Below are 16,707 nucleotides of genomic sequence, written 5' to 3'. Positions count from 1 at the left end.
TCATTGTACGTTCTGATTCCGTGGTACAACCTGCAAGGCTCTGGCTAACATAATAGCTATAGCTTCCCGAAGAAACATCGGATAGCTCATAATCCGTACCCGTATAGACCGGACTGCCACCACTGGATACAGAATACCACCAATAGGTGGAACCCGGCACAGGGCTTACCACAGATAAAGTCAAATCACCACCAGCACATAATTCCGCAATGCCACCCACAAGGGAAGGGGAAGTTAGCTCGGGTTTTGACGGGCTCTGCCCTATTTCATAAATATTTAAACCACTTAATGTCTCCAATAATCCACGACCAACGCTTATGCGTATCTTATCAAAAGATTGACTTATAGGCACGCTCAAAACTTGCTTATCAGAGCTTCCTCCTAATAAGGATAAACTAACTAACGAACTTCCTAAATCAATATCTGCTAGTTCCTGTCCGTTTAAAAAGGCCTTAATTTCAACTGAGGATGATAATAGACTAAGATCTAATAGCCCAGTAGCCTGACCTTGCAGAACAATCCTCGCTGATTCCCCAGGTAAACTATTTCTATTAAAAGGCACTTCTAAAAAGGCTTCTTCTAACAAGCTTACATTCGCCCTTAGCTCAGCACGTGAATTATCATCTCCATCTATAGCATTTGAAGGATTTCTTACCACATTTAATAAACTAGCTACATCCAGGCCATTCCCACTAACACCATATAATATATCCAAGGCTTCAGGACAACCAGTTTCTCCGGTATATTCATAATAAAAAGCCTCATAAACATTGAAGCTTGCGGCTAGACCTCCTAATGAGATCTTTACCCCATCATACGCTACTGATGGTACAAATGTTATTTCTCTTTGTTGTGGCCCTGATAATAAACTTGCTAAACTGCTTAGGCGAACTTCATTACCAACGGTGTTTCCTGTATTATTTATGGCACTCCCAACACCGTTAACGGCCTGTATAGTTACATTGTCTAACAGGGATAGTAATTGACTCTCTGATCCTACTTTTAGAGTTACCGGAGTACCTGCCGGAAGTTCTTTTCCAAATCTTAAGCGTAATGAAGCCCTTGAAGAACCGGATAAAGATAACAAGGTATTCATTTGAGCATAAGTTTCCAGATTTTGATCTACAGCTGCATTTGCATTCTTTATATCTCTATTTAAAAGTACAGTGCTACTTGCTTGAAAAGTAGTTGCATACTTTCGCTCTTTAATATCTTGTGCAGAGCAAATCGTTGAAAAACTTAGCAGAAATAATAAAAATATAGAATAATAGGCTATTCCATATTGGGTTAGTAGTTTAGTTAATTTCATACACCTGAGATTTTTTTGACGTATTAAAACCCAGATTAGTATGTACATAATATTCCTACCCCAGCTCTAAAACTAAAGCCAAGTATAAAATTGGAACTATCCAATTTATTACCTAAATGAATAAAAACTTAAAGTAATACTAATCTATACCTAATCTATTTAGGAGGTTATAAATTAATCCTCTAGTAGGGTTTAGAGGTTGGAGTTAATAATGGGGAGAAAAATTAACTCAGGTTTTATTAAAAAATAATATGATAACAAATACGTAGAAGTGTTTTTATATTCTTAACATGTAGTCACTTCTATTATTAATCGAACATATTTTTTTCAATTTAAATACTGACTTAAAAATAGATCTTTACTTGTAAAAAGTAAAGAAAACAGCTGCGACAAAAGTACGACCATCATTTAAAAAGCTAATAATCAAAACATTAAAAATAAATATTTGTAAGATTAAACATACATTTAAATATCAATTAAGAACTAAAATTCATGTTCATCGTTAATTTTAGTAAGATAATCGTAGAAGTTTTCTTCAGAAGTTAAGCCCATTTTTTTTCTTAATCTGCTTTTTTTCTTTTGTACAGACCGGTGTTCAATAAAAGTGTATCTAGCAATTTCTTTTGTATCGAATTTTAGGTAAATCATCGCACAAAATTTCTTATCGGAAATAGTTAAATTGGGATGCTGCTTCATAAGGGCTCTATAAAAATCAGAATAGACTTCTTCAAATCTTTTCAAAAAGGTAGAGTCATTATTTTTAGCCATTATTATAACTTCTTCAAAAGCCTGATTGAGTTGATTTTTTAATTGCATCGTTTCTTTTTCTTTTGCTATAGTGATCTTTTTTAAGTTTGCCCTGGTCATCAAAAAGAAATAAAAAAGGAAACCTGTTAAAGCTATAATTACACAACCTAAAAGGTTTTTAGATGTTATATTTGAATCTTTGTTTTCTTCATAGCTTTTAGGGACTTCGGAGACTTTTCTCAACTTATCGAATAAAGCAATTGATCTTTCATTTTTCAATTTTGATATACTATCTAAAACTTCTTCATATTTTTCGCTATGATAGTTTGCCTTTATAGTATCGTTTAATTTGAGGTAAGTTCTACCTAACTGATCATAAATATTTGGATAAAGCGACCAGTTTGCAGTTTGCTTTTCAATAATATCTAAACTTTTAAGATAGTTGGAAAGTGCCAGTTTATAATTCTGTTCTTTAAAATAAAATTCACCCAGATAATAAAAATGAGGAAATTTTTTAATGTAGTCGTTTTCATTGTTTAGACTTGAGTCCAGAAAAATAAGGGCTGAATCCGATTGATGGATGTGCTGATAATATCCTCCTTTTAAAAGAAGATAATCATTATATTCCTTTGTTCTCTGGGGTTTTAAAAGAGAATCTGCATAGCGATCTGCACGTCTCATATATTTCTTTAAAGAATCAAGATTCTTGGTAACACTATAATAATTACCTAAATTCAGAGTAATTCTCATCTTTAATAGATATTTATCATCCATTAATTGAAATGAGTTTAGTGTATCTAAAATATTTTCAGCCTTTTGTAATTCCACAAAATATTGATCTTGCCAACCATTATGCAAGTAATTGATTGCTAAATTTTCTCTGACTTTAACTTCCAGGATCGGGTCGGTTTTAATATAAGTCTCCTGTAACACTTCATTAAAAAAATATAAACTGCTCTTATTCATTTCCAGACTAAACATGGCTCGGCCAATTTTATAATAGCTTTTTGCTTTGAATTCACTATTATTATTGTTATCTGCCCATTGCATCACCTGATAAGCATATGCTATCGATTCCATTTCTTTAGAAAACTCAAATTTTTTGTCGGAAAGTAATAATAAGCTATCCTGTTTTTGAAATACCTCCTGACCATAGAAAGCAGATGACAAGGATAAAACCGAAACTAAAAATAAAAGTATTTTAATATGAGCGCTTTGAAAAAAGTAATCATGTACCATCTGATAAATACAAAATTAAATTTTGATAATAATAACCTGGACCATCTAAGCAAGAGCATTCCTATAGATTTCCGTTTTTGAAAAACTTGTTCTAGGATTGCCTTACTACGATTGATTATCTACAATAAAAAATCCTTTTTTTGTTTAATAATACTTACGTAAAAACCCAGCTGGTGGACTGAGTTTTTTTCGTAATCATCTACTTCTCAAGTAAATAATAATAAAAACACTAAGTGAATAACCTATAGAATGCATAGGTTATAGTTGATATGCATATGGCCAAAAATTATGGATTATCATATAAACATTAATAAAAATCCAATATCCTAATTTTTTTTACTAAAAACAGATCCTGTTTTGCTAAACGTTTATTAATTTTTTCCATTTATTTTCGAATACCCCATTAAATCCCCCAAAATACGGTTAAAATGAACTGTTACTTTTTCTCAATTATTATCAGGTTTTAGGCTATACATAATTGATTCCAGAAGTTATAAACCTATACTCCAAGCCTTTAATCAAAAAAGCTGCTTTAATTAATATTTATTATAAATTGTTGTAGTAGCAATTTTATGTAGTATCTACTATTTTTAAGATTTTAATACCTGCTAAATTTTAAGGTAGCCGTTCTGATTTCTTAAGAATATAAAGCTCAGGTGTAGAAACGCTTAAGTTTATTATTTAAGCGTTTTCATACGTTTTTTAATTGACCGGTTTTTGGTTTCATCTAACAGTAAAATTTTAAAGTTCAAAATAACATCCTTGAAACTTAAAGAAATAAGTCCTCATATACTTTCATTGTAAACTACTCAGGAATAAATTCTTAAAACATTTATTGTTACATGATCTTTTATTTCGAGATTTCTCTGTTCCAAATTCTCAACCACCAAATATGGCAGTTCACACTATCCCTTTTTGCTTATTTTACGAGAGGTTTAATTTTTTAGCATTAATTTATCTTTATATAAAATTTTATGAGCTTCCGTTAGATTGGCAGATGGCTGCATTTTGAATTTATAAGGCGGAAGAGTGTTTTTAGAATGCTTGTATTTTGGGTAAAAAGGATCAGCTTCAAAAAATTAGCCCAACATTGTCCCTATATCAATTCCGGTAGAATAACTAAGCAATAAGGATAATAGAACATCGAATTTTTATTCAGAATGATATCATTTCAGCCAGGCTTTATGTATGTTTGTCATTCTATTCCTTGTTTTAAATTACAGTTCTTGCTGCTAAGACCATACTACAAATTATGAATAAAAATTTATTGCTTTTCGCCTTCTTCCTTACTGCTTTATTTAGTGCCTGCCATAAAAATGATGATCAGGAGCCGCTACCCAATAGTATCGCAAATCGCACCAACCTTATTTATATTGTAGCCGATAACAATTTAAGTGCTTATGCCAGCCGGGATATTGAAGAAATGATTATGGGGTATAAAAATGTAGACCAACCAGAACTTAATAACCTGCTGGTATATATTGATGATTATTCTACCCCCCGCTTACTCCAGATCAAAAAACAGGGTTCAAAGGTAATTACCGATACCATTTATAATTATACCGAGCATAATTCGGTAAGCAAAGCAGTTATGTCTTATGTTATTGGTCAGGTTTTAGAGGAATACGAAGCTAAATCTTACGGGCTGAGCTTTTGGTCGCACGGCGACGGTTGGCTTCCGGCTACTGACCAGGCAGAAACAACGGTTAATTCTAGAGCTTTTGGAGAAGATAGGGATAATAATATGTATGGCGAAGGCAAACGAATGGATATTTTAGACTTAAGGAAAACACTGGAAGAATTTCCTAAATTTGATTTTATTCTTTTTGACGCCTGTGATATGCAAAGTATCGAAGTAGCCTACGAATTAAAAAATACCGCCGATTATTTTATAGCTTCTGTTACTGAAGTTCCCGCCTATGGTGCTAATTACGCAGATATGGTGCCCGCGCTATTTTCTGAGACTAGAACCGCTGAACAAATTGCGGAGGCCTATTATCTGGAATATTACGAAAATTACGATAAGGGTTTGAACGAAGAAGTCCCTAGCCGCAAGTTTGATATTAAAAATTCTGCGGCAACTACGACAAAGACTGTTAGTACCACCAATAAATATCCATATGGCATAGCAATTTCGGTCATTAAAAGTAGTGAATTGGATTTTCTTGCCGAGGCGACAAAAGCAATTATCCAGGCCGAAAAATCTAAAGGACAGCCAATAAATACAAAACAAGTAACTAATTATGATAGTAATTACTATAACTTTTATTATGATTTGGGCAGCTATATTTCCAGCTTAAGTTCTGCAGATCCCGGTATATTTCAGCAATGGGAAGATATTCTGGCAAAGGTCGTTCCGCTTAATCTGCACACTCCTACGGTTTACTCCTCCTATGCCAATGATTATAAAGGAGGAATCATTTCTATCCGAAATTCTTCAGGAATTAGCGTTTTTATTCCCAACAATAATAATTTTGCCGATGCCGTACACTGGGAAAAATATCCTGAACTCACACAGGCCTATCAGGTAGATCGGTTCTATTCATATTACCTGGATTATTACCATAATTACCGTTGGTCTGTAACTATGGGATGGTAAATCAAAAAATTAGGGCTAAGGTGTAAAAGCTATTTTCACTAAGCTTTTCCAAAAGTATAAGCGCAAGAATCCGATAAGCACTGTTGGATTTTTAACGCCTATATTCTATGGTAAAAGATTAAAATACAAGCATAATTTTGTAAAAAATCAAAGTCCGGTTCTTCGATTTTGTTAGTTTTATATAGCATTTCATTAGATGTTAAACTTAAAAAATGATAAATTACCTGCTTAACGCACATAAACCTAAGTACCTACACTCATTTATTCCTCTAAATTTTCATTAATTTAATTATATGATTTTTCCTTAGTTTTATGGGAAGTATCATACCCAAGTACTAATACGCTTATGATGCATTTATTAATAACCGAATTCTAAAAATGATGGATAAAGACATAGACAAAATCTTAACAGCTAAATCTGAGCAGGTAAAAAAACTTCAGGAAATTGTAAAGAAAGCGATTGAGGAAGAAACATTAATCACCAACAACCTGCTAAACCCACCAAAGGAAATACTTACCCGGGGTCAAACAATTTCTGATAAGGTTGCTAAATTTGGAGGCAGCTGGGCATTTATAATTTCTTTTTTTATCGTTCTGGTCGTATGGGTTCTTTTTAACACCTTAACCCCAGCAAGAGATAATTTTGATCCTTATCCATTTATATTAATGAATCTTATTCTTTCCTGTATCGCAGCGCTGCAAGCTCCGGTAATTATGATGAGTCAGAACAGGCAAGAAGAAAAAGACAGAAAAAGAGCTGAAAATGACTATTTGATCAATTTAAAGGCAGAATTAGAGATCAAGGCATTAAACCAAAAGATTGAACTTTTAATACAGGAGCAGGTACAAACTTTATTTGAAAGTCAGGAAGTGCAGTTGGAAATTTTAAAGAAACTTGAACAAAAATTATGACAACATCCTTTTTTACCGATTTTAAAACCGTAATAATAATAGGGATCATTATCGCAATAACCTTCTCTTTAGCGCTGGTTTTTAAATTTTTATCCAGAAAAAAAATAAATAAACTCGTTAAAACAAAGCATATAGACCCAACAAGTTATCTTTTTGCTACAAACTTAATCACCGCAATAATTTTTATTATAGGTATTTCCCTGGCTCTAATTCAAATACCTGAAATGAAAACGCTGGGGCATTCGATTTTAGCGGGAGCAGGTATCATATCGCTTGTCGCGGGCCTGGCTTCTCAGCAGGCCTTAAGCAATATAATGAGCGGGTTTCTTATTGTGTTATTTAAACCTTTTAAAATAAATGATAGAATTACTTTTAACCAAACCTATACCGGAACGGTAGAGGAAATCAATTTAAGGCAAGTGATCCTTAGGGATTTTGAGAATAACAGGATTGTGGTTCCTAATTCCGTAATAAGCTCGAATGTGATCGTGAATTCTAACTTAAATGACACAAAAATCTGTAAAATGATCGAAATTGGTATTGGTTATAGTTCTGATATAGGAAGAGCTCTAAGCATAATGGAAGAGGAGATTAAAAAACATCCGCTCCATATCGATATTAGAACACCAGAGGATATAGAAAACGGCATTCCAGAAGTAACATCCAGGGTTATTGCATTAGCAAACTCGTCCGTTACTTTAAAAGCATGGGCTTACGCAGATAATACGGCCAATGGGTTTAGTATGTATTGTGATTTACTCCGTTCCATCAAAGAACGATTTGATAAGGAAAATATTGAAATACCTTTTAACTACCAAAACCTAATTATAAAAAAAGAGGATTAAAAATAGACTCCTCTCATAGTTATGACTTCCCTTTTTCGTTTAGGAAACATTGTTATAATTAGGACGGATTATCTTTTAAGTTCTTAAGTGACCTGTTTAGACTTCGAACAGAGATTCCCAGATAGGCAGACAGATCTGATTTTGAGATTTCAACATTATTCTGTTTTTGCATTTCAATAATCTTTTTCAGAGAATGTTCAATGGCATATAATTTTTGGTGTGAGGCCTTTTTACTGGTATTGATTATTCTCTCTGCAAACGAATGAATGATTATTTTATTTAGAGCAAAATTTTCATTCAACAGTTTTAAAAAATAGTTTTTGGAAATCTTAAAAGCTTCGACTTCAACGATCGCTTTTACCGAGCATAAACAGGGCTCATCTCTTATGATTTTGAGTTCCCCAAGTATTTCACCGGTACTTAAAAACTCCAGGATATATTCCTTTCCGTTTTCCTCTTCAAAATAGACTTTGCAAATTCCCGATTTTATCAAATACACATTTCTAGTAATCTTATATTGTTCCATTAAAATTTTATCGGCCTTAAAAGAGACCAATTCAATCTCGTCATTATCATTGGTAAGTTTAAAATGATCCTGTATAAATTTTAAAAAATCCTTATTTACCCTAACCATTTTTTCGTGGGACAAATGTCCTTGATTAAAAATTAATTTGAAAAGAAGTTTGCATCTCAAACAAAGATAAGGATGATAATGAATATAGAAACAATAGCCCTGGATGCGGATGATACTTTATGGGTGAATGAGCCCTATTTTCAGGCTACAGAAAAAGAATTTTGTGCTTTATTAAAGGATATCATGCCCGAGGATAAAATTTCAGCGGAACTCCTTAAAACCGAAGTGAAAAATCTCGAGTTGTATGGTTACGGTATTAAAGGTTTTATGCTTTCCATGATCGAAACATTATATAAAATCACCGATGCAAAAACCGATATAAAGCTTGTTCGGAAAGTAATCGATTTGGGCCACGATCTCATTCAACAACCAGTAGAACTTATAGAAGGGGTTGAAGATACATTGGAAAAATTAAGTAAGAAATATAAACTGGTATTGGCTACAAAAGGAGATCTTTTAGATCAGGAAAGAAAATTAAAAGCTTCTAAGCTTGGTAAATGGTTTGTACACATCGAAGTTATGAGCCATAAGACTCCTGATAATTTTCGTAAACTAATTCGTCATTTAGAGATCCTGCCAAAAAACTTTCTTATGGTTGGGAATTCGATACAATCAGATATTATTCCGGTATTAGAAATCAACAGTTATGCTGCACATATCCCCTATAGCATTACCTGGAATCATGAAAAACATGAAAAAGAACTGGAACATCCAAACTTGTTAAAACTAGAAAAAATCGAAGATCTCTTAAACCATTTACTTTAATGAAGAAGCATATCGACCTGGACAACTATGATAGAAAAGAACAGTTTAAATTCTTTAAAGATTTTGAAGAACCTTTTTTTGGACTAACTACTCATTTAAATTGTGAAAACATCTATAATTACTGCAAAAAAAAGAAAATTCCCTTCTTTGCTTATTATTTATATCAAACCAATAAAGCAGTTAATCAAGTTAACAATTTTCGGCAAAGAATTATAAATGATCAAATTTATCAATTTGATGTTATCCATATTTCTACAACTATAGCCAGAAAAAACAAGACTTTTGGTTTTTCGTATCTTAAGCACAGTGAGCACTTTAACGAATTTCTTGATCAATTCGTTAAAGAAAGAAAAAGAATAGAAAACTCTGATTTACTTATGCCGGCAAATATGGATGAGCAAGTAATACATTATTCTGCTATTCCCTGGATTAATTTCAGTTCTATCTCAAATGCAAGAAAATTTTCCATTAACGATACTTGCCCAAAAATTACATTTGGAAAAATCCATAAAAGTAAAGAAGGCCTTATGATGCCAGTTTCAATTCACGCCCATCATGCGCTTGTGGATGGTTATCACGTAGGTCAACTGGTCCAAATAATCCAAAACAATTTTAATAACAATGAATAAGAGGCTATCCCCCTTATCCTTACTGTTTTATGACGTTATTGCTCTAGCTTATTTAAATAAAAAAGACTGCCTTTTTCAGACAGTCTTTTTTGTTTTCAGACGATTATCGTAATTACCACCTATCGATCTCTTTCTTCAATTCTTCTTTGGACTTACCGGTTCTTTCCTGCAGTCTTCCAAGCATTTCATCAAATTTCCCCTCAGAGTAGGTTGCATCGTCATCAGTTACTTTCCCGTACTTCTGCTTAAATTCACCTTTTATCTGTTTCCATTTTCCTTCTAGCTGATCATTATTCATAACATTTGTTTTTATTGGTTAACAATATAAAGTTACAATATCAATCAGCTGATTAATCATAAGAAATCGCCATATTTTACTTAAGCTTTTGTTATTTTTAACCCGAAAAAAATGATGATGAAAAAATTAGCAATATGGGGCCTGACGGGACTATTTTTTTGTTCCTGCGCCACCACCAGAAAAATTGAAGATGACAGATTACAAATTCGTTTTCTGGACGAATATGTTATCGACAAAGATCTTAAAATAGACAACACTAAAGTTGGTGGTCTATCAGGGATCGATTATAAGGATGGTAGCTATTATTTTATTGTCGATACACCATCAGACGCCCGTTTCTATCAAGCCGAAATTAAGCTTTCCGGAAATAAAATTGATACCGTAAACTTTAAAAAGACGGTAATGATCGAAAAGACTGCTGAATTCTTCAAAGATCATACTTTAGATCCTGAAGCCATTAGGTTTTTACCCGAAGAAAATCAAGTGTATATTAGTAGTGAAGGGAGCATTAATAACCAAAAAGATCCTTCTGTTTTTATTTTAGACGAAAGTGGAAATTTTAAGGATGCTTTTGAAATTCCTAAGCATTTTACTGCTCAAGGCGAACAAAAACCCAGACATAACGGGGTTTTTGAAGGTTTGGCGCAGTCTTATGATGGTAACGGATTTTGGGTGGCTACTGAACTTCCGCTGGAAAAAGATGGCCCCAAACCTAAATTATTTCCTACAAAATCATTTACCAGAATTACTTATTTCGACAAAGACATTAAAAAAGCAACCAATCAGTTTGCCTATCGATTGGATGGTATATCAAAAATTCCATGGATGTATTTTGCTGTAAACGGAGTTACCGAGCTGTTAGAGTATAAGGAGGGAAATTTTTTGGTATTAGAACGCGCCTATTCTGCCGGTCATGGCTCACATAGCAACACCGTGAAAATTTTTGATGTTGACACTAAGAGGGCGACAAATATTTTAGAAAAAGAATCACTTAAAAAAGCTAGTTTTTCGCCAGCCAGAAAGCGTTTGGTATTCGATTTTAAATCGGTTAAAGATCAACTAACCGATAAAATCATCGATAATATAGAGGGAATGTGTTTTGGCCCAAAACTCGAAAATGGTAAACAGTCTTTACTACTAATTTCTGATAATAATTTTAATAGCTTCGGGAGACAACTAACACAGCTTATTTTAATGGAAATTGATTTTAAGGATTAACACAATTAGCTTGGTCTAAAATTTAAAAACAAAACGGGAAAAAATCATGACACCAAATATCAAATATCTTTTCTTAAGTCTTATATTAATAGCTATTTCCTGCCAGCAAAGCCCACAAAAAAACCAGGAAAAAGCGGAGCCGAAATTTGATGAAATAAGCACGTATTATTTTATAAGGCATGCTGAAAAAGATACTACCGATAGAGAAAACCGCAATCCTACATTAACTGAAGAAGGGAAGCAACGAGCTGAAAATTGGAAAAATGTTTTTACTGCCGTAGATTTTGATGCTATCTATAGTTCTGATTTTATTAGAACCAAAGCAACGGCTCAACCTACTGCACAAAGTAAAGGACTCAAAATTGAAATCTACGATCATACCAAATTAAATTCCGAAGCATTTAAAGAAGCTACTAAAGGAAAAAAAGTACTGGTGGTGGGACACACCAATACTACCCCCTATTTCGCCAATGCTGTTTATGGAGAAGAATATTTTAATAATGATATTGATGAAACAGAACATGGCAAATTATTTATTGTTCAGGTACATTCAAATGGAAAAAACTCTATTCAGCAGTTAACCATAAACTAATTTGAGTTCAATTTAGAAATCCCTGATGCTGAGTAAATATTGCAAAAGATTTATATCTAAGCTTGCATTTTACTTGTATTCCTTGCAAATTTCGATGAAAATTCACTTGATGAACAAAACACCTGTACTAATAAGCTTAGGCTATAAATTAATTTTAAGTTGTAAATATTTTTGAAAATATTTAGAGTATGGAATTTCGGAATGGCGAAAATAACTGTTATTTAAATGACCGATAATCACTAAAAAAGGGAATTGAAAAGCAAAAAGCCGTGAAAATCAATTCACGGCTTTATCCAACCAATTGCGCCAAAACTAAATTCAGCATCTTAAGTGTTGTTATAAGTGTTTTATCCTTGCAGAATATTAATTGCTTTGGTGTTTACAAATTCTTTGATTCCAAAACCACCATGTTCTCTACCATAACCAGAGTTTTTAACTCCGCCAAAAGGCATATTAGGTTGCGCCACACCAAAAGAATTAATAAAAACCATTCCGGTATCAAAATGCTTTTCAGCTAACTGGATAGCTTTCTTCTCATCCTTAGAGAAAATTCCACCACCAAGACCAAACCTACTATCGTTCGCAATTCTCATCGCATCTTCGTCGTCCTTTGCTTTAATGACAGAGGCTACCGGTCCGAATAATTCATCATCATATGCTGGCTGTCCAGGATTCACATTTGCCAATACAGTTGCTGGGTAAAAGAAGCCATCTCCGTCTGGAATTCCACCGCCACAAAGAACTTTAGCGCCATTTTTCACACTTTCTTCCACCTGCTCATGTAATTTCTCCCTCAAGTCCTTACGTGCCATTGGGCCAATTTGTGTATCCTCTTTTGTTGGATCACCAAATTTTACATTTTTCATTTTTTCTACGAAAGACTCTAGAAAAGCATCGTAATTTTTCTCGGTTACCACAAATCTTTTGGCTGCTACACAAGTTTCTCCGTTATTATAAATTCTACCTTTTACACTCCATTCTACAGCAGTTTCCAGATCTGCATCATCTAATACCAAATACGCATCGTTAGAGCCTAGCTCTAGTACTGTTTTTTTAAGATTTCCTGCGGCTTTTTTAGCCACTGCTCTACCCCCATTAGGACTTCCGGTAAAGGTTACTCCTCTTACAAAATCATTATTGATAATATCATCAGATTGATCATGATCTATAATCAATACGGTAAATAAACCTTTAGGTAAACCGGCTTTCTCAAAGATTTCCTCTAACATCAAACCAGATCCTGTTGTACCCTCAGCATGCTTTAATAATACTCCATTACCAGCCATTAAATTAGCAATAGCGTATCGTACGACCTGGTAAGCAGGGAAATTCCATGGTTGTATTCCGTAGATAACTCCAATAGGAGAATACGTAATGATTCCACGTCCTCCATCAGGAAGTTCACGCTCAGGTTCGTTAGCTAACTCTTTTTGACCATTTCCTGCGGTGTATTCACAAATAGCTGCACAAAGATCAATTTCTTCCTCAGCTTGTGAAACAAGTTTCCCCATTTCGCTGGTCATAAGCTTAGAAAACTCCTCTTTATAATCTTTTAATGTGCTTCCTATTTTTTTAAGCACTTCTGCTCTTTCCGCTAAAGAATATTTTTTCCACTTCACAAAAGCTTCGTGACATTTTTTTACGGCTTCGCTCGCTTCTTCATTGGTCATTAACGGATAATCCTTTAGGCTTTTGCCTGTAGTTGGATTAACAGTTGTAATTGTTTTGTTTTTAATTAATGTACTCATAGCTTTTAATTTTTTTCTAAGGTACATTACCATGAATGGCCTGGCTGATAAATCCCCGTTAAAGCTTTTCGAATTTCAAGTTAATTGAGAATTATTAACAGAAAAATTGTGTTCATTAAATCTTTGTTCACAATAGAGCAAATTAGACTTTATTTTGTTAAATTTATTTTCCATTTCTCAACATTTATGCGAAGATTACTTTCCTTATTTCTGGTATTAAGCGCAATATCCTGTGCTTCTAAAATGAAATTAAGAGGAGAAGCCGTTCAGCAATTTACTCCGCTTCATAACAATGATGCCGTTGTTGTTATAGAAGAATATAAAAAGATACCCGATTCTATTCCTACAAAAACTATTGGGGAGTTTCACTTAAAAGATGGTGGATTAACGGTAGATTGCAGCTACGAACATGTATTGGACCTGGCCAAAAATGAGGCTCGAAAATTTGGCGGCAATGCCATAAAAATTACGGAACATAAATTACCCAATGCATTATCCACCTGTCATCAGCTTAAGTTTAAAATCCTTAAAATGGATGATATTTTTCCTTTTCAAGAAATGCTTATTTGGAGTAGCGAACATTCATTGGACTGGAAATATTTTAAAGGTGCTCCAAAAATAGAACGCCCTTCTTTTCTTTGCGCTACTTTAAATGTAGATTATAAGAATTATAAAATTGGCGGCAAAGGTAGCATTGAAGTCTTACCCATCATTGTTCTTAACTGTAGTTATATTCAGCCTCAATACCAAAACCAGCATCAATTAGAATACAATCAGCTTAAGTTTGATTTACTAGAGCTTTACGCCCGAAAAATGCGTAAGGCTTTTAACGAAGCCAATATCGACTCCCAGATGAAATGGCAAAAGTTCGCTGAAAAAATTTATAATGATATTTTTAACGATTTTGAAACCGAAATCTATTACCTGGAAACCGAAACTAATTTTGGTTTGGAATATACAGAAACCTTACGTTGGAAATATCGTTTAAAAGGAGACCTGGCAGAAACTAGTTCTTTTAGCACCGATACTATTTAATCTTTTTAAAATTAAAAAATGGCGACAAACTGGGATGCGCAATTATATAATACCAAGCATGATTTTGTATTTAATTACGGAAGTGCTTTAATCGAACTATTAAAACCGAAAACAGGGGAACTTATTTTGGATTTGGGCTGTGGTGCGGGTCAGCTTACTGCAAAAATTGCCAGTAGCAGCACCGAAGTTATTGGAATGGATGCATCTGAAAGCATGATTGCAAGTGCTAAAAAGAATTTCCCCGATCTTGATTTTAGAGTAGCTAATGCCGAAAATTTTAATTTTACCGAAAAATTTGATGCTATTTTTTCTAATGCCGCCTTACACTGGATAAAAGATTATAAAGCGGCCGCCATAAATATGCTAAGACATTTAAAGAAAAATGGACGTGTAGTACTGGAATTTGGCGGTAAAGGAAATGTGCAAAAAATTGAAACAACGTTAAAAGAGGTATTATTAGAAAAAGGATATCAAAATCAGGCGAATATTAACTTATGGTATTTCCCATCGGTTGCAGAATATACGACTGTTCTGGAACAAACAGGATTTGACATCCGTTTAGCCGAATTATACGATCGCCCCACCAAATTAGCCGATGCTGAAAGCGGAATTACAGACTGGCTTTCGATGTTTGGAAAGAGATTTTTTGAAGGTATTCCCGATGTTGAGGCTGAAAGTATTAAGAACGAAGTGCAAACAAGATTAAAAACAACACTTTTAAAAGAAGATGGCTGGTATGCCGATTATCGAAGGTTACGAATAATCGCATACAAAAACACATCCAATGGATTTTAAAAATATTGATTATCTAAAATATGGTAGCAATATTCAGCAACTGGCGTATCGTGAACTTTCAGATTTAAAAATCTTTTCAGTTTTACAAGAATTTCAGCCTGTACTTACAGGAACCATTCCGTTAGATATTGCCATTGCTTCCAGCGACCTGGATATTTCCTGTGCGATAAAAAATCATGATGAATTCAAACAAAAACTGTTTGAGTATTATAAAGAGCAACTCCAATTTAGTTGTAGAACGACATCAAGATTCGGGGAAACGGCCAGTATTTGCAGTTTCAAAGGCCAAAATTTCGAAATCGAAATCTTTGGACAAAACCTTCGGGTAGCAGAACAAAATGCCTATCGTCATATGATTATCGAACATAAAATCCTTCAGGAAAACGATGAAAAATTCCGTAGAGATATCATCAAACTTAAAGAAAGAGGACTAAAAACAGAGCCTGCCTTCGCAAAACTGCTTGGGCTGGAAGGTAATCCTTACCAGGCGCTTCTAGATTACAAAGCAAACTTATTCTGAAATATTAACCTTTACGTCTTCAGTAATTATTTCAGAAAACAATTTAAGCTTACCGGCCTCATAGAGTGCATCCAAATTTTCTAGTGGCGTGGAAAGATCATCTTCAGCATAATTTTTATAATCTACAAAACGTAATCCGTTAACTATTCTTGGGTTAAAAGCCGCTCTAAAACGAATTCCGCCAGCATTCACGTGATAACTGTACGCCAGATAATCTACTGTAAAAGTGCTGGTATTTATCCAATATAAATATTCATCCTCATAATCGGTGCCGCCACCATCCTGATTAAATGTCACTTTGATCTCGTAATATTCTTTTCCTTTGATACTGTCCTTGCCCAGTAAATTTTTATTCACAGCATCGCCATTTAAACCATAAGGAAGTTGCACGAAATAATGTACCGAATTTACCGAATTTGAGTATTTACTAGCTATGGAATCAAGCAAACTAAGTTCCATATTATTCCTGTTCCTTGTAAAGCCGCTATTGGTTACTATATCGGTAATTTTATTTCCTAAAGAATCTTCCTGAAGGCGCTCCAAATGAAACCTACCGTTCTTTCGGCTACTTTTATACTGCTTGTCGCGAAAAGTAAATGAGATATTAGCGGAATCATATTTTTCACCTCCGGCAACTTCAATGGCTTTGTTTATAATTTGATCAGCGTCAAGCTCTTTTTCCTGACAGGAAATAACTACCAATAAAATTATGCAGAGTAGGGTAACTTTTTTCATAGCTCAAAAATAGTCGGCAAAGATAATAAATCCTTTCAGGTAGTCCAGATATTATAGAGCGTGATTGAAGTGAAATGGAAATGAATC

General features: G+C 33.8%; 16 protein-coding genes. 10 read left to right on the top strand and 6 right to left on the bottom strand.

The annotated features are described in order from the left end of the window. Both AC13DP_RS17295 and AC13DP_RS17290 read right to left on the bottom strand, forming a co-directional pair. Positions 1-1,309: immunoglobulin domain-containing protein (locus AC13DP_RS17295; protein ID WP_483068190.1), on the bottom strand; the 1,309-nt coding region annotated here is incomplete at its 3' end. 483 nt (positions 1,310-1,792) lie between these two features. After that, positions 1,793-3,136, bottom strand: coding sequence for a tetratricopeptide repeat protein (locus AC13DP_RS17290; RefSeq protein ID WP_347406522.1), 1,344 nt, complete (start codon positions 3,134-3,136; stop codon positions 1,793-1,795). Positions 3,137-4,547: 1,411 nt separating this feature from the next. On the opposite strand from AC13DP_RS17290, the gene AC13DP_RS17285 reads away from it, so the two are divergent. The 3 genes from AC13DP_RS17285 (at position 4,548) to AC13DP_RS17275 (ending at position 7,651) form a co-directional block, all read left to right on the top strand. Next, positions 4,548-5,894, top strand: a complete 1,347-nt coding sequence (locus AC13DP_RS17285) for a clostripain-related cysteine peptidase (RefSeq protein ID WP_347406523.1) — start codon at positions 4,548-4,550, stop codon at positions 5,892-5,894. 378 nt (positions 5,895-6,272) lie between these two features. After that, complete coding sequence (locus tag AC13DP_RS17280; protein ID WP_201765793.1) at positions 6,273-6,806, top strand: DUF1003 domain-containing protein; 534 nt, start codon at positions 6,273-6,275, stop codon at positions 6,804-6,806. Continuing rightward, positions 6,803-7,651: a mechanosensitive ion channel family protein gene (locus tag AC13DP_RS17275; RefSeq protein WP_228250737.1), complete on the top strand. Its 849-nt coding sequence runs from the start codon at positions 6,803-6,805 to the stop codon at positions 7,649-7,651. The genes AC13DP_RS17280 and AC13DP_RS17275 overlap by 4 nt, the downstream gene beginning before the upstream one ends. Positions 7,652-7,709: 58 nt before the next feature. Here AC13DP_RS17275 and AC13DP_RS17270 read toward each other — a convergent pair whose 3' ends face one another. Next, complete coding sequence (locus AC13DP_RS17270) at positions 7,710-8,285, bottom strand: Crp/Fnr family transcriptional regulator (RefSeq protein ID WP_483068189.1); 576 nt, start codon at positions 8,283-8,285, stop codon at positions 7,710-7,712. A gap of 78 nt (positions 8,286-8,363) precedes the next feature. On the opposite strand from AC13DP_RS17270, the gene AC13DP_RS17265 reads away from it, so the two are divergent. Both AC13DP_RS17265 and AC13DP_RS17260 read left to right on the top strand, forming a co-directional pair. Further along, a complete protein-coding gene (locus AC13DP_RS17265; protein ID WP_272959415.1) occupies positions 8,364-9,050 on the top strand; it encodes an HAD family hydrolase in 687 nt (228 codons plus the stop codon). Then, positions 9,050-9,679 (top strand): CatA-like O-acetyltransferase, encoded by a 630-nt coding sequence (locus AC13DP_RS17260; protein WP_347406525.1) that lies wholly within the window; start codon positions 9,050-9,052, stop codon positions 9,677-9,679. The genes AC13DP_RS17265 and AC13DP_RS17260 overlap by 1 nt, the downstream gene beginning before the upstream one ends. Before the next feature lie 112 nt (positions 9,680-9,791). Here the strand turns inward: AC13DP_RS17260 and AC13DP_RS17255 are convergent, their stop codons facing one another. Further along, positions 9,792-9,977, bottom strand: a complete 186-nt coding sequence (locus AC13DP_RS17255) for a CsbD family protein (RefSeq protein WP_013072501.1) — start codon at positions 9,975-9,977, stop codon at positions 9,792-9,794. 111 nt (positions 9,978-10,088) lie between these two features. Between AC13DP_RS17255 and AC13DP_RS17250 the strand changes: the two genes are divergently transcribed. After that, positions 10,089-11,195, top strand: a complete 1,107-nt coding sequence (locus tag AC13DP_RS17250) for an esterase-like activity of phytase family protein (protein ID WP_483068188.1) — start codon at positions 10,089-10,091, stop codon at positions 11,193-11,195. Between the two features lie 46 nt (positions 11,196-11,241). Beyond that, positions 11,242-11,787 (top strand): SixA phosphatase family protein, encoded by a 546-nt coding sequence (locus AC13DP_RS17245; protein ID WP_483068187.1) that lies wholly within the window; start codon positions 11,242-11,244, stop codon positions 11,785-11,787. A 347-nt stretch (positions 11,788-12,134) separates the two neighbouring features. Here AC13DP_RS17245 and AC13DP_RS17240 read toward each other — a convergent pair whose 3' ends face one another. Further along, positions 12,135-13,535 carry an NAD-dependent succinate-semialdehyde dehydrogenase gene (locus tag AC13DP_RS17240; protein WP_483068186.1) on the bottom strand — a complete coding sequence of 467 codons (1,401 nt, stop codon included), beginning with the start codon at positions 13,533-13,535 and terminating at the stop codon, positions 12,135-12,137. 243 nt (positions 13,536-13,778) lie between these two features. Between AC13DP_RS17240 and AC13DP_RS17235 the strand changes: the two genes are divergently transcribed. From AC13DP_RS17235 to AC13DP_RS17225, 3 genes are read left to right on the top strand one after another with little or no spacing between them, the layout of a single operon-like run. Then, positions 13,779-14,570 (top strand): hypothetical protein, encoded by a 792-nt coding sequence (locus AC13DP_RS17235; protein ID WP_483068185.1) that lies wholly within the window; start codon positions 13,779-13,781, stop codon positions 14,568-14,570. Between the two features lie 18 nt (positions 14,571-14,588). Next, positions 14,589-15,365: a methyltransferase domain-containing protein gene (locus AC13DP_RS17230; RefSeq protein WP_483068184.1), complete on the top strand. Its 777-nt coding sequence runs from the start codon at positions 14,589-14,591 to the stop codon at positions 15,363-15,365. After that, positions 15,355-15,885, top strand: coding sequence for a DUF4269 domain-containing protein (locus tag AC13DP_RS17225; protein ID WP_483068183.1), 531 nt, complete (start codon positions 15,355-15,357; stop codon positions 15,883-15,885). The genes AC13DP_RS17230 and AC13DP_RS17225 overlap by 11 nt, the downstream gene beginning before the upstream one ends. Here the strand turns inward: AC13DP_RS17225 and AC13DP_RS17220 are convergent. Next, positions 15,877-16,620 carry a DUF6503 family protein gene (locus tag AC13DP_RS17220; RefSeq protein ID WP_483068182.1) on the bottom strand — a complete coding sequence of 248 codons (744 nt, stop codon included), beginning with the start codon at positions 16,618-16,620 and terminating at the stop codon, positions 15,877-15,879. The two genes, AC13DP_RS17225 and AC13DP_RS17220, sit on opposite strands and share 9 nt — an antisense overlap. Between the last annotated feature and the right edge of the window lie 87 nt (positions 16,621-16,707).

This window comes from Zunongwangia sp. L-65, from assembly GCF_056859415.1.
This window is presented reverse-complemented; position numbering and strand designations above follow the sequence as displayed.

What these genes read in the sequence shown, in the direction of transcription:
- AC13DP_RS17255 (WP_013072501.1), bottom strand. Translation starts at nt 9,977, where the DNA reads ATGAATAATGATCAGCTAGAAGGAAAATGGAAACAGATAAAAGGTGAA.
- AC13DP_RS17265 (WP_272959415.1), top strand. Translation starts at nt 8,364, where the DNA reads ATGAATATAGAAACAATAGCCCTGGATGCGGATGATACTTTATGGGTG.
- AC13DP_RS17260 (WP_347406525.1), top strand. Translation starts at nt 9,050, where the DNA reads ATGAAGAAGCATATCGACCTGGACAACTATGATAGAAAAGAACAGTTT.
- AC13DP_RS17280 (WP_201765793.1), top strand. Translation starts at nt 6,273, where the DNA reads ATGATGGATAAAGACATAGACAAAATCTTAACAGCTAAATCTGAGCAG.
- AC13DP_RS17220 (WP_483068182.1), bottom strand. Translation starts at nt 16,620, where the DNA reads ATGAAAAAAGTTACCCTACTCTGCATAATTTTATTGGTAGTTATTTCC.
- AC13DP_RS17275 (WP_228250737.1), top strand. Translation starts at nt 6,803, where the DNA reads ATGACAACATCCTTTTTTACCGATTTTAAAACCGTAATAATAATAGGG.
- AC13DP_RS17235 (WP_483068185.1), top strand. Translation starts at nt 13,779, where the DNA reads ATGAAATTAAGAGGAGAAGCCGTTCAGCAATTTACTCCGCTTCATAAC.
- AC13DP_RS17290 (WP_347406522.1), bottom strand. Translation starts at nt 3,136, where the DNA reads ATGGAATCGATAGCATATGCTTATCAGGTGATGCAATGGGCAGATAAC.
- AC13DP_RS17285 (WP_347406523.1), top strand. Translation starts at nt 4,548, where the DNA reads ATGAATAAAAATTTATTGCTTTTCGCCTTCTTCCTTACTGCTTTATTT.
- AC13DP_RS17230 (WP_483068184.1), top strand. Translation starts at nt 14,589, where the DNA reads ATGGCGACAAACTGGGATGCGCAATTATATAATACCAAGCATGATTTT.
- AC13DP_RS17240 (WP_483068186.1), bottom strand. Translation starts at nt 13,535, where the DNA reads ATGAGTACATTAATTAAAAACAAAACAATTACAACTGTTAATCCAACT.
- AC13DP_RS17250 (WP_483068188.1), top strand. Translation starts at nt 10,089, where the DNA reads ATGATGATGAAAAAATTAGCAATATGGGGCCTGACGGGACTATTTTTT.
- AC13DP_RS17270 (WP_483068189.1), bottom strand. Translation starts at nt 8,285, where the DNA reads ATGGTTAGGGTAAATAAGGATTTTTTAAAATTTATACAGGATCATTTT.
- AC13DP_RS17245 (WP_483068187.1), top strand. Translation starts at nt 11,242, where the DNA reads ATGACACCAAATATCAAATATCTTTTCTTAAGTCTTATATTAATAGCT.
- AC13DP_RS17225 (WP_483068183.1), top strand. Translation starts at nt 15,355, where the DNA reads ATGGATTTTAAAAATATTGATTATCTAAAATATGGTAGCAATATTCAG.